Origin of the sequence: Butyrivibrio sp. INlla14 (genome assembly GCF_900102515.1) — a bacterium.
Taxonomy (GTDB): domain Bacteria; phylum Bacillota; class Clostridia; order Lachnospirales; family Lachnospiraceae; genus Butyrivibrio.
On record NZ_FMVS01000011.1, the window covers coordinates 114,943 to 128,287 of the forward strand.

At 40.6% G+C, this 13,345-nt stretch carries 10 protein-coding genes; 4 read left to right on the forward strand and 6 right to left on the reverse strand.

Annotated features, from left to right (window positions below; genetic code table 11):
- Window positions 1-15: 15 nt before the first annotated feature.
- Both fabK and BLO53_RS09085 read right to left on the reverse strand, forming a co-directional pair.
- On the reverse strand, window positions 16-951 hold the full coding sequence (gene fabK, locus BLO53_RS09080) for an enoyl-[acyl-carrier-protein] reductase FabK (RefSeq protein WP_092060738.1): 936 nt from the start codon (window positions 949-951) through the stop codon (window positions 16-18).
- A gap of 32 nt (window positions 952-983) precedes the next feature.
- Window positions 984-1,211 carry an acyl carrier protein gene (locus tag BLO53_RS09085; RefSeq protein WP_092060740.1) on the reverse strand — a complete coding sequence of 76 codons (228 nt, stop codon included), beginning with the start codon at window positions 1,209-1,211 and terminating at the stop codon, window positions 984-986.
- Between the two features lie 132 nt (window positions 1,212-1,343).
- Here BLO53_RS09085 and BLO53_RS09090 point away from each other — a divergent pair, with 132 nt between their 5' ends.
- The 3 genes from BLO53_RS09090 to BLO53_RS09105 all read left to right on the forward strand — a co-directional run bounded on the left by BLO53_RS09090 (window position 1,344) and on the right by BLO53_RS09105 (window position 5,686).
- Complete coding sequence (locus BLO53_RS09090; RefSeq protein WP_176757226.1) at window positions 1,344-2,189, forward strand: MerR family transcriptional regulator; 846 nt, start codon at window positions 1,344-1,346, stop codon at window positions 2,187-2,189.
- A gap of 74 nt (window positions 2,190-2,263) precedes the next feature.
- The gene (locus tag BLO53_RS09095) at window positions 2,264-3,064 is read left to right on the forward strand and encodes an alpha/beta fold hydrolase (RefSeq protein WP_092060744.1); all 801 of its coding nucleotides are present in this window, start codon (window positions 2,264-2,266) and stop codon (window positions 3,062-3,064) included.
- A gap of 789 nt (window positions 3,065-3,853) precedes the next feature.
- Window positions 3,854-5,686, forward strand: a complete 1,833-nt coding sequence (locus BLO53_RS09105) for an Rqc2 family fibronectin-binding protein (protein ID WP_092060748.1) — start codon at window positions 3,854-3,856, stop codon at window positions 5,684-5,686.
- Window positions 5,687-5,823: 137 nt separating this feature from the next.
- Here BLO53_RS09105 and BLO53_RS09110 read toward each other — a convergent pair whose 3' ends face one another.
- Complete coding sequence (locus BLO53_RS09110) at window positions 5,824-7,194, reverse strand: MATE family efflux transporter (RefSeq protein ID WP_092060750.1); 1,371 nt, start codon at window positions 7,192-7,194, stop codon at window positions 5,824-5,826.
- A 263-nt stretch (window positions 7,195-7,457) separates the two neighbouring features.
- Here BLO53_RS09110 and BLO53_RS09115 point away from each other — a divergent pair, with 263 nt between their 5' ends.
- The gene (locus BLO53_RS09115) at window positions 7,458-9,329 is read left to right on the forward strand and encodes a diguanylate cyclase domain-containing protein (RefSeq protein WP_092060752.1); all 1,872 of its coding nucleotides are present in this window, start codon (window positions 7,458-7,460) and stop codon (window positions 9,327-9,329) included.
- A 66-nt stretch (window positions 9,330-9,395) separates the two neighbouring features.
- On the opposite strand, the gene BLO53_RS09120 is transcribed toward BLO53_RS09115, so the two are convergent.
- The 3 genes from BLO53_RS09120 to BLO53_RS09130 all read right to left on the reverse strand — a co-directional run bounded on the left by BLO53_RS09120 (window position 9,396) and on the right by BLO53_RS09130 (window position 13,293).
- Window positions 9,396-10,442, reverse strand: coding sequence for a M42 family metallopeptidase (locus BLO53_RS09120; protein WP_092060755.1), 1,047 nt, complete (start codon window positions 10,440-10,442; stop codon window positions 9,396-9,398).
- An 85-nt stretch (window positions 10,443-10,527) separates the two neighbouring features.
- Window positions 10,528-11,574, reverse strand: a complete 1,047-nt coding sequence (locus BLO53_RS09125; RefSeq protein ID WP_092060757.1) for a hypothetical protein — start codon at window positions 11,572-11,574, stop codon at window positions 10,528-10,530.
- Window positions 11,575-11,595: 21 nt separating this feature from the next.
- Entirely contained in the window at window positions 11,596-13,293 is a 1,698-nt protein-coding gene (locus tag BLO53_RS09130; protein WP_092060759.1) for a putative polysaccharide biosynthesis protein, read from the reverse strand.
- Window positions 13,294-13,345 lie beyond the last annotated feature (52 nt).

Consider the following 13,345-nt stretch of genomic DNA (forward strand, 5'->3'; position numbering starts at 1 on the left):
ACTCTTGTCAAAGACTCATATAGCTATCTTTAAAAGTTTCTCTGCCTCGCCTGTAATGGATGTGATTATTTCCTTGCAGGTTCCTTCTTCTTTAACAAGGCCTGCAATCTGCCCACACATACAAGATCCTGTCTTTACATCCCCATCAACAGCAGCTCTTCTAAGTGCTCCTGCTCCCATCTTTTCAAGCTCATCAGCTGTAGTTACTCCATCGTTTTCCTTGGACGAAAACTCTCTTGTCATGGAATTTTTTAGGGCTCTTACAGGGTGTCCCAGGCTCTTTCCAGTAACTATTGTGTCTCGGTCTTTAGCCTTTAGAACTTTTTCCTTGTAATTTGGATGGACATTACACTCCTTGGCTGTAAGGAATCTTGTTCCCATCTGAATTGCCTTTGCTCCCAGCATAAATGCTGCAGCCATTCCTCTTCCATCAGCAATTCCTCCTGCCGCAATGACAGGGATACTGACAGCATCAACAACCTGAGGCACTAGGGCCATTGTAGTTGTATCTCCAACGTGGCCTCCTGACTCACATCCTTCTGCAACTACAGCAGATGCCCCCATTCGCTCTACCATAACTGCAAGGGCTACGCTGGCAACTACGCAGATAACCTTAACTCCATTAGAAATGAGCTTGTCCATATATTTGACAGGGTTGCCTGCACCTGTTGTAACAACCTTTATCTTTTCCTGGCATACAACGTCTACAGCTTCCTCGATATATGGGCTCATGAGCATCAGATTTACACCAAAGGGCTTATCAGTTAATTCCTTGGCCTTTTTTATCTGGGCTCTAAGCTGCTCTCCATTAGAATTCATGGCAGCTATAAGTCCAAGTCCGCCAGCATTTGATACAGCCGCAGCAAGATCAGCATCTGCAATCCAGGCCATTCCGCCCTGAATGACTGGGTACTGTATCCCCAGCATTTCACATACAGGATTTTTTTCCATATTCTCCTCCAAGCAAACAGCAAATATGCGTATTAAGAATTTGATGACTCGATAAGGGCTGTGAGCTTATCAATATTTGTAATGTCCTGCGAAAGCTCGATCTTGCAATCAAGTTCTTCCTGCATCTGCATTACAAGCTCCATGATGTCAAGTGAATCAAGTCCAATCTCAGAAAAAGATGCGCTTGTTGAAATCTCTGACTCCTCCTTATCAAGATACTCTGCGATAATTCTTACTATTACTGCCTTTACGTCCTTCATTTTTTTCGTCTCCTTTTATGTATGTTTTTTTGTTTGTTTTTTCTATGAAATAATTCATTTCTTTGTTACAATAATCTTGGGGGTTACCCCCAGGTCAAGAACAAATTTTTAGAATCCATGAGGTTTTTTATTATGGCAAAACATAGTTTCCAAGACGACAAGAAGGAATATTCATTATCAGTTGGACAATTCGCGAAATTATGCGGAACTACAAGGGACACCTTAAGACACTATTATGAACAGGAAATTATCATTCCAAGAGTAGATGAAAATAACGGCTATCACTATTATTCTGCTTCTCAAATTGGATCTTTTTTCTTTATAACCACCATGAGGCAGGCCGGATGCTCTCTTCAGGAAATAAAAGAGACAATCCACTCATCCTCCAAGGAAGCAATAACAAGGCTTGCAAACGCCAAAATCCTGGATATGCAGAGGGAGCTCTTTTTAATAAATAAAAAAATAAGCGCCCTTCACCTTGGTATGTGGATTTTAAATACCTGTGAGAAACACGGCTATAATAAAATCTATGAAGATATAGCTCCCGACATCAGTGTCTCATCCACGCCTATCAGAAACAGTGACAACGCATACCACACTGCTGATATAGCAAAAGATATCTCCGTGCATCTTAGTAAAGCTGCTGGAAATGAGACTTTGTCTACCTTTCCAACAGGCGTAACAATCAGCTATGATAATCTTTTGAAAAAGAGATATGTCTACAACAGCATAGTAAGTCTCTCATTCCTTCCTGCCGATAATCAGGACTCCAGGTTCCTTCCTAGTAACAAAATTGTTGCCTGTTATCATGAGCATGGTCCATCAGACATAGAAAAGCAGTACCAAAAGATGGTATCCTATATAAAGAGACATAATCTAAGGCCGCTTTCCGACCTGTACATCGTAAGCCTCATAAACTTGTACGATAAAGAGAAGCAGCACACTTACTTTAAGTACTTGTTTATCTGCGTTGAATAAGGGCGGATTGCCGGAACATCCATTTATTCGTATATATAATTGGATTAATTTCTTATGACGGAGGAAAATAATAAATGACAGAAGTAAGCAAAGTTGTAACACAGGATTTTTCCATGGATTATTTCAAGTTTGGAAATGGAAAAAGAAATCTTGTTATCATACCTGGGCTTAGTATCCAGAGTGTTATGGGGGCAGCCAATACAGTAGCAGCTGAGTATCAGATGATGGAGGACGATTTTACTGTTTATGTTTTTGACAGGAGAAGTGACATTCCAGAAGGCTACTCTATTTTTGATATGGCAAAAGACACAGCAGAGGCCATAAAAAAGCTTGGCCTATCTAAGGTGAGTATTTTCGGAGCCTCCCAAGGAGGAATGATAGCTATGGTAATTGCCATAAACTATCCTGATCTTGTAGAAAAGCTTGTTCTTGGTTCAACTTCATCTCACATAAGGCCAGCACAGGCAAAGGTGCTAGAGAGCTGGATCGAACTAGCAAAAAATGGTGATGCCCACTCTCTCTACCAGAAATTTGCCAAAGAGGTCTATCCGCCAGAAATCTACTCAGAATACTCAGACTACTTCAATGACATCAGTAACACAGTAAGCACCAAGGATCTCGAACGCTTTGTAATCCTGGCAAGTGCCATAATTGGTTTTGACATTTCTTCTGGCCTCAAGAAAATCCAGTGTCCAACTCTTGCCATGGGCGTCTTCGAAGACGAAGTCCTTGACAGCGATGCCACCATGGAGATAGCCGAAAACCTTGACTACCGTCCCGACTTCAAGCTCTTCATGTACATCGGCTACGGCCACGCCGCCTTCGACACCGCCCCCGACTACCGCGACCGCATCCTCACCTTCCTGAAGGGCTGAAACTCCCTCCACTTTTTGCCCACCACTAAATGCCAAACAGGGGCCTCTTGTTCAGAAAGATTTTTTTGTCGGTTCTCTCGCTGGGATTTAAGGCATTCCCAAAGATGCCCCAAAATCCTACGAATTAAACTCGGCTCGTCCTGGAACTTCTTAGGCGGGTGGATTTAATACTCGCGAGCGTTAGCAAAAAGTTCCATTTTCTAATGCTCCCAAAGCAGCCTTTCCCGCGCATGCGAAGCGTTGTTTGAAGCAGGACGGCGGAAAAAGATATCTAAAGAAAATGCCATTTGACGCCTTGCGTCATAAAAAAATGCGAAATCAATCTCTTAGTGTACTTAAAGAAGTTGATTTCGCATTTTTTGTTATGCCCGCTATGCGGGCTATGGCATTTTCTATTGTAATACTTCTGACCGTCCTGCAAGTTTACGCTGCAGCATGCGCATTGAAAGAAAGGCTGCGGGAGCATCTGAGAAAATGCGCACTTTTTGATCGCGAGCGAGATTAAATCTCTTGCCGTAGGAGGCCAGGACGAGCCTCGGACAGGTAATTCGTAAGCAGGATTTTGGGACACTTTGGGAAAGCTCTTAAATCCGCAGTTCTTTCTTACGCCAAAAAAATCTTTCTTGAACAGCGAGGCCCCATCGTTCACTTTTTGTGAATGCAAAAAAGTGGAGGGGTGATGCGGGGTTATTTGTAGAGGTGAGGATTATAGTGTAGAATAAGATGCTAGGTGATAGCGGCGGCGATGGTGTCGCAGGCGGTAATTTTTGTTGATGAGGTTTTAGTGTTATGGCTTTTGATGGAATTACAATTGCAAATCTGACTAGAGATTTTAATGACTACTTGGTTGGTGGTCGTATATATAAGATTGCTCAGACTGAAAGTGATGAGCTTTTTATTACGGTTAAGCTTTCGTATGAGAATGCGGAGAAGTTTGGGATTAAGCAGGTCAAGCTGGTTTTATCTGCTGATGCGTCTCTACCACTTACATATTTAACGGATGAGACTAAGGCTTCTCCTATGACTGCCCCTAATTTCTGCATGCTTCTTAGAAAGCATATCCAGAATGGAAGGATCATGTCTATTACTCAGCCTGGTGGACTTGAGAGAATCATCAGGTTTGAGGTTGAGCACTTAGATGAAATGGGTGATCTAAGGCATAAGGTTCTCCTCATAGAGATAATGGGCAAATACAGTAACATAATCTTTACAGATGAAAACAATATTATAATTGATAGTATTAAGCATATTCCTGCTTCTGTAAGCTCTGTACGAGAGGTTCTCCCAGGAAGAGAATACTTCATTCCTTCTCAGGATAAGGCTAATCCTCTTACTACAACTGCTGATGAGTTTTCAAGCTGTGTCCTGAGTAAAGGCATGCCTTTATTTAAGGCTATTTATTCAAGCTATACAGGACTTTCTCCTATCGTAGCTCAGGAAATCTGTTATAGAAGCGGCGTTGATGCAGACAAATCTGCAATTGCGCTTGATACTACTGAATCTATAGCTGTATATAGAGCATATAATGATGTAATGGAGCTTGTTCGAAATGGCTCTTTTACTCCTGCCATAATTTATGAAAATGATGCTCCCAAGGAGTATTGCTCTATTCCGCTGACATTGTACGGTGTTTCAGAGAATGCTGAAAAGTCGCAGGATATAGAAGTAAATAGCGAAGGAACTAATGGCGGATATGATTACACTCTCTTTGAGAATATATCTACTCTTCTTCAAAACTACTATGCTGAAAAGAATGTAGTTACCCGTATCCGTCAGAAGTCTGTTGATCTTAGAAAGATTGTTCAGACTGCCCTTGAGCGAAATGTCCGCAAATATGACCTTCAGCTCAAGCAGATGAAAGACAGCGAGAAAAAGGACAAGTACAGGATTTATGGAGAGCTTCTTACAGTTTACGGCTACAGTGCTGAGCCCGGAGCAGAAAAAATAACTGTAAATGACTATAACACTGGCAAAGATGTGACCATAACTTTAGATCCTACTCTTACACCTTCTCAGAATGCCAAGAAGTACTTTGACAAATATACAAAGCTAAAGAGAACTGCTGAAGCCTTAGATGAGCAGATGAGGGAAACAAAAGAGGCTATTGACCAGCTTGAGTCCATTCAGACTGCTCTTGAAATAGCCCAGAAGGAAGAAGACTTATCACAGATCAAGCTAGAGCTTGCACAGAGCGGCTACATCAAGCAGCACTTTTCTGGCAAAAACGGCCGACGTGAAAAGATCACAAGTAAACCCTTCCACTATCTATCAAGCGATGGTTTTGATATATTCGTTGGAAAAAATAATATTCAGAATGATGAACTTACCTTTAAAACTGCTAACGGTGGCGACTGGTGGTTCCATGCCAAAAAGATTCCCGGATCCCACGTAGTTCTTATAACTAAGGGTAAAGAAGTCCCAGACAGGGCCTTTGAAGAGGCTGCAGCCCTTGCTGCCTTCTACTCTAAGGGAAAGGTCCAGGAAAAAGTTGAAATAGACTACGTTCAGAGAAAAGAAGTAAAAAAGCCAGGAGGCGCCAAGCCCGGATTTGTTGTATATTACACAAACTACTCCATGGCTATTGCTCCTGATATTTCATCGCTTAAACTTATCAGTGACTAATTCATACTCAACTGATGTAATTCTTAATTATATCCAAGCAACTGGTCATCTCAGCTGACATATTTCATATCAATCATTAAAAAGCTCCACTATGAATAAGACTAAACCCAAAAGTCTACTTCATAGCGGAGCTTACTTTAATTAGATATCTTTTTTCTCTTATTCCATAAAAACATTCTGATAAGGAACAACAAGCCTCTTACGCACAGTTCTGTACACATAGCAATCCAGGCACCCTTAAGACCATACCTTGATCCCAGGAAAATTGCCAGTGGGATTCTGACCATCCAAACACTTGCAAGGTTTAAAATGCTTGATAGAAGGGTTTCACCTGCCCCTCTAAATACTCCGGCTGCAGTAATGGCTGCGCCATAGAATAATTCAGCAAAGGCCTCGATCCTTAGTATTTCTGTTCCAAGAACTCTTATCGTAGGATCTGGTGATAGTATTCCTATCATCTGAGGTGCAAACACCCACATCAAAAATCCGCTAAAGCCCATAACAGCCATGCCCAGGATCACACACATCCATCCAAGGCGCTTTGCCTCATCTCTTCTCCTAGCACCTATGCACTGTCCTACAATCGTGGTAGCCGCAACTCCAATTCCAAAGCCCGGCATATAGCAAAGGCTCTCTGCTGTTATGGAAAAAGAATTGGCTGCCACCGCCTCTGTTCCAAACTGAGAAACAATTCTAGTAAAAGCCACATAGGCAAAGCCCATTATTATATTATCTACAGCAACGGGTATAGCTATCTTAAGAGCATGTGGTATATCTTTTCCTACAAAGGAGTAAAACGAAGACTTCTCTTTTTCTTTTCTCCCTAAAAGATGAAGCATTGGAGACTTGACTAGTAATATATACATCATTATCACAGTTGTTATCACAATCGATATAGATGTACCAAGAGCTGCGCCCACAACACCAAGGATTGGGATAAGCAGCGCATTAAAAAGGACATCAAGGCCACACATTATAACGCTAAGTATGCTTGGGACCTTGATATTTCCGCTACTTTGTATCATTCCCTGAGATATGTAGAGCATTTCATGAACAGGAATTGTCAGTGCATATACCAAAAAATAGGCTGAAGCGTCTCTTCTGATTTCGACTGCTCCTCCCATCCAGGTTGGGAGAAACTGGCTGATTGATACGCAAACCGCCATAAGTGCAATGCCAAAGCCAAGAACGCACAATAATCCCCACTTAACAATAGCTCTTGCTCCAGCTTCATCTCTGGCTCCTATCTTGTGAGCGACACTAACAGTAAAGCCCATGCTGGCAGCCGTCATAAGACCTCCAATAAGCCATGTTGTGCTGGTCACAAGCCCGATAGCCGCAGATTCATTTGGTCCCAAATGCCCTACCATTGAGGCATCTATATATTGCATGATAACCGATGATAGCTGAGCCAGGATTGCTGGCAAAGAGAGTCTTATTATCAGAAGAATTTCTTCTCTAAGTGTTAGTTTATCTCCATTTCTAATGGCTAAAAGATGGTCTTTCATTCCTATACTGATCAGATATGCAGCATATACCTACACATCAGATTTTCCCCTTGTTACTCAAGATAAGTGCCTCGAACTATCAAAGGCTGAGGCACTGCTACATTTTACATTGCGCGCTATCTATTTGCAACTGCCAAAACCTCAATAGCCTCAAAAGTGTACAAGATAATCCTATTGTTATAAATATAAAAAGTATATAAAATTATAGATAAGCTTTCGTTTTAGAATGAATACTCTAGTACAGTTTTGAGGGGTTACAAGAGATGATCAACGGTAAAAAGATAATTGCCCTATGTACATATAGAATCTATGAATCCCAGGAATTTACCTTCCTGTCTGAACTTGGTAAGCTGATGCCAGATAACAACTGCCAGCTTTTTATATATGCCATGAATTCCGAAATAGGGATTACCAATAATGAGTCAGCTGAAACAGCGGTCTTTAACCTGATCCCCTACGATAAAGTTGATGTCGTAGTGATCATGAATGAAAAGATCAAGGTAAAAAGCGTAACTCAAGGCATAATAGATAAAGCCAAAAATGCAGGGGTACCTGTCATAGTGGTTGATGGCCATTATGAAGGTGTTACTTCTGTTTGTTATGACTATGCTGGCGGTTTTGAGCAGGTTGTAAGACACGTTTTAGAGTTTCACAAAGTTAAACGCCCGCATTTTATGGCAGGTCACAAGAATAATGCTTTTTCCGAAGAGAGACTTGATATATTCAAAAAGGTTTTAGCTGAAAATAACATGCCCTTTGATGAGAGTATGGTAAGCTATGGTGATTTCTGGGCACTTCCCTGCAGGGCAGCAACTAATGAACTGTTAAAAAGAGATGTTCTCCCTGATTCGATCATCTGTGCCAATGATATCATGGCCATCAACGTCTGCGATGTTTTAAATGAAGCAGGCCTAAAAGTTCCTGAAGACATCCTTGTTTCAGGTTTTGATGGAATCGACGAAGCTTTCCTTGCCTCTCCCGCTATTACTACAGCAGTCTGCGACAATGAAAAAATGGCTCACGCCGTTATGGAATCGCTCCTTGATGTATTATCTGGTAAAACTAATGAGCAAAAGAAAGTTAAACCTATTTTTATAGCCAATGAGTCCTGCGGTTGTCCCAGAGAAGATCATCATATAATTACAACAGTCAGCGAGCTTAATAATCTCTTTTACCACCACGAAGATGAAATCCATGTCTATCAGAATGTAATTTCCAAATTTATGATGGGAAAAGAGCTGGGAAACAGTATAAGGTATCTCAAAGAAAACCATGCCAAATATGCTCAGGTTGTAGTAGAAAAGTCCTGCTTTAACATGGATCACAATTTTTTCTATGATGATATAAAGGATGGGGAGAAAATTGTTGTATATGACTCCTATAGTGATTCCGACAAGTCTTTTCCCTACAATGAAGCAGAGATTATCCCTCACCTTGACGAGATCCTGAAAATTGGTCAGCCACTTATCTTCAACAGTCTTATTTATTTGGATAAATGCCCTGGGTTTGTATGCTACTCCTATCCCAGAACTATGCTGATTGACTATAATCAAACTCCAAATCTCACAAACTGCTTTGAAATGAGTATCGGCGGATATGTTGTAACAAATTATCAGCAATATCTAAGGGATAAGATTCAGAAAATGTATGAGAGTGATGCACTTACAGGTTTGTACAACAGGCTGGCCTTTATTTCAAAGGTCAATGACTTGTTTAGCAAGACTAATAACAAGGGTAAGATGCTAAATGTAATCATGCTTGACCTTGATGGGCTCAAGCAAATAAATGACAATATGGGGCACATGGCAGGTGATAGTGCTATAAAGGCCGTAGCAACAGCCCTTAAGAAATCCGTTCCTGATGATGCAATCTGCGTAAGAGCTGGTGGTGATGAGATGTTCTCTCTTATGGTAGGTGACGTTGATATAGAAAAAATCTGCGCAGATATAGATGAAAAATTGCAAGCTGCAAGTCAGGATCTGGGCTTTAGAGTATCAGCCAGCATCGGAACCTACACTTCAACCTACGAATCCAATGGTGATATAAGTAAAGCGATTGGTCGTGCAGATGAGCATATGTATGCTATGAAACGTGGCCGCAAGGAACAGGAAAAGAAACTGCAAAATAATACTTAAAATAAAGTAAAAGCGCTTCCTCATACTCTTGAGGCTGCGCTCTTTCTTTATATTTTCATAATACTATTATAGAGAGTACTTGATAAGAAGTCTTAATGTATTCTCTGCTCCATCTCTGTGGCTTCTCTCATATCCGTGGGAAGCATAAACACCAGCACCGATAAGTCCATGTCTAAGATCATTACCAGAACGAAGAGTTGCCTCTACATCACTTCCATAATGAGGATAAATATCAACCGCATAATCAGCGCCGCTATCCTTGGCAGCCTTGGTAAGCGCCTTTACTATTTCATAGCTGTAAGGGCCACCGCTATCCTTGGCACAGATTGAAACCTGTTTCTCAGTACAGGTAAGGCCTTCTCCAACACATCCCATATCTACTGAGATAGCTTCTGTGCAACCCTCTGGAACGCTTCCACATCCGCCATGGCCAACTTCCTCATAAACAGTAATATGAGCATAAAGGGCTCTCTTTGGACTTATCTTATTGTCCTTTATATATTTGGCAAGACCAAGAAGTATTCCTACGCTCAGCTTATCATCAAGAAATCTTGATTTGATATATCCTGACTTTGTAACTCTCACATTAGGCTCAAAGCAGACAATATCTCCAACTGAAATTCCTAGTTTTTCAGTATCTTCCTTGGTCTTAACGTCTTCATCAAGAACTACCTCGCAGGACTCCCATGTTCTCTTTGTGTCATCATAGTCACCATTAACATGGATAGATGCATTGTTTAGCTGGAATGTGCCTTCATAGATGCCATCAAACTTTGTGACTACTCTTACATTCTCTGTTTCTGCATTATTTGGATTCATGCCGCCAAGATTAGTAAGCTGAAGTCTTCCATTTGACTTTATAGTAGCTACCATGCCACCAAGTGTATCTGTATGAGCTTCAAGTAAAAGTCCGTCCTTTTTGTCTTTCCCTCCAAGATCTACGATCACGCCGCCTTTATTGGTAAGCTTAGCCTCAAAACCCAGCTTTTCAAATTCCTTTTTTACCCAATCAGCAGCTTCAGACGTATAGCCTGTTGGTGAATCAATGTTTAAAAGATCCGTAGTCTCTTTTACTATAAAATCCGTGTACTTTTTAAGATTTTCTTTTTTCATAGCTGTTCCTCTCCTATTGCTAAATTATTCTAATCCCTAATTACAGGATCCATCCAATACAATTTCGAAAAATACGTGCCTATGCTCAGTATAGCGTCTGAACATCGCATATTTCCCCATCCTTTACCTTAAAACTCCAGATAGAGTGCGAGGCTAGCCTATGCTCAGTCAAATAGTAGGTATCATCCACCTTCGTGATATAGTAGGGAGTTCCTCCACCCACAAAGTACCTGGAATAAATATCTTCAAACTTTCCTTCTGCTAAATTCTCAAGAGAATCTGTCCTTACAATTGTGGCGTAATCCTGATTACCTGTAATATCAGTTGAAACAGTAATATAGTATTTCCCCTCAATAAATGATAGCTGCGCCATTCCCGCAAGTTGATCTGGAACGGGATATTCTTTTTTGATCTTCAGGTTTTTTAGATCACACCTAAGTATTCTGGGAGCTGTTCCCTTTTCCGATATTCCTGAGACAAAATAAATGTCACCATCTATTATGGTAAAAGACCTGACATAGGTATCCGCAAGTTCGTCTATTTTCCTGATCTCAGTAAGATACATTCTGCTGGAGTCCTTGGTATGCCTAAAGCAATATAGCTCCCCGCTTTCAGAGCTCCAGACATAAAAGGTATCTGTAGCCTCATCATAAACTGTAAAATGGGGTCTGACTCCAATATTATCAAATTTCTGGGTAAGGATAAATTTTCCGCTACTCTTCTCATAGATAAGTACTCTGTTATTTTCTGTATCATCTATAAGATAAACTGTCCCATCCCCTGCTATGGTGTGTGGCATGACCGCCTCTGAACACATAATATCGAAACCAGTAAGGGATTCATCTACGTTGTCATTATAAACTACTCTGTTATGGTAGCAGTCTACGATAAACCACATTCCATCTATCTTGGTGATATATGTTGGAACACTCAGAGCATAATCCGGATTTTCTACAACTTCTGCGCTTTGAGCATAATTTTCAAGATCAGAAAAAGCCTCTGTAAGGTCTGAGATCTGCAGGTACTTAGTCCCATCAAATTCAGTATTCTCTAATTTGGTATCTTTAGTGCATCCCTGTATAAAAAAAGCCAATACAAAAATGGAAATAATAGTCCCCATTTTTATACGCATCACATCACCTCATTTCAAATCTCACTTAAGGATATGCATTCTCTTTAGAAGCCTTGCTATAGAAGCCCCTTTGGGAAAACGCTTTATTTCTTCCTGCGTAGCTCCGCCTGTTCTGATAAGGACAACAAAATAAACAATTATGGCTACAAATATAGCAATAACAGAGGCAACTACGTTTACGAAGTAATCAGAATACATAAACTCATCAAAAGAAATACCTACTGGTCTAAGGCTCTTATAAGCCCCAAAGGAAACCAGTCTGTATGTCAGATATGCAAAAACTCCCATAACTACAGCTGAAATAGTGGGAAGTACATAGGTCTTTTTAAAGCTGTTTGATGTATCAATAGACTTCTTTAGTGCCCTTGAATTCAATATGCACATCAGGAGTGAATAAAGAATAGTCGCAATGCAAAGAGCCACATTATTAAGATTCGTCTTTAGCAATAAAATGCTTAATGTTGCTGTCTGAATTATAAGGGCTATAAGTGCATTGACCACAGGGATATTGACCCTGCCTATTCCCTGAAGTACAGCATTTGACACTGTAGACAAGGCATAAAAGACAACTGTTACTGCTAGTATCTTTAAAAGCATGGAAGCTTCATCAATAGATGCTTTCTGAGGGAACAGGATCATCATGACAGGCTTGGAAAGTGCAAATAATCCTGCTGCACTTGGAATAGCTATTAAAAGAATTATCTTGTTCACTTTGGATATTGTCATGCTGGCAGCTTCCTTGTCACCCTTTGCGAAAAGTCCTGATATTTCAGGAATCATGGCTGCTGAGGCAGCACTTGCAAATGCAATTGGAAGATTTGTAATAACCAGAGACTTGCCATTAAAAACGCCGTACATGGCAGCTACAGTAGCTTCATCCATTTCCTTTACATCCATAAGAATTCTGCTAAAAAGTGTCGCATTAAGAGAAGTAGAAAGATTGTAGATAAAAGTACTAAGTATAAATGGAGTGACAATCAGAATTATCATCTTATAAATTTCTTTACTTGATATCTCCTTACCCTTGTCACTATCAAGGCGCTTTCTGATTTCCTTCCTGTTTGTGTAATAGACATGCATCATAAGAAGGAGTGCTACAAGAACACCGCTTCCTGTGCCAAGAGCACTACCAATTGCGCCATACATAGCTCTCTTGGACGTATCAGCCTCTCCTGCAAGCCTTGTCAAAAATAATGCTCCACCAACACTTACAAGTGCATTAAAGACCTGCTCTACAACCTGGGATATAGATGTCGGGATCATGGTCTTATGAGCCTGAAAATATCCTCTTAATACTCCAAGAAATCCAAAAATAAATATAGTTGGAGCAAAAAATCTAAGTACTACTGCGCTTCTCCCTGCAGCAAGAATATCCGCACCCGAAAACAGGATCAGACTTCCTACAAATCCCACTATAGAGACATAAACCAGTGCGCATTTAAAGATTTTATGGGCATTCTTAAATTCTCCAAGAGCCAGCCTTGAAGATATTATCTTGGACATAGCTGATGGGATGCTATAAGAAGAAATAAGCAGCACAATAGAATACATGGCGTAGGCTGCTGTATAATAGCCATTTCCTTCATCGCCAATTATCGCTGCCAATGGGCTTCTATATAAAAGGCCTATTATCCTGCTGATGATCCCAGCCATTGCCAGAATTCCAGCCTGCATAAGAAGCCCTCTTTTTTTGCTAGTATTTTCAGCATCAATATTCATAACTTATAAAAACTCTTTTCATATGAACTATTTTAACAAAAATGAAGGACCT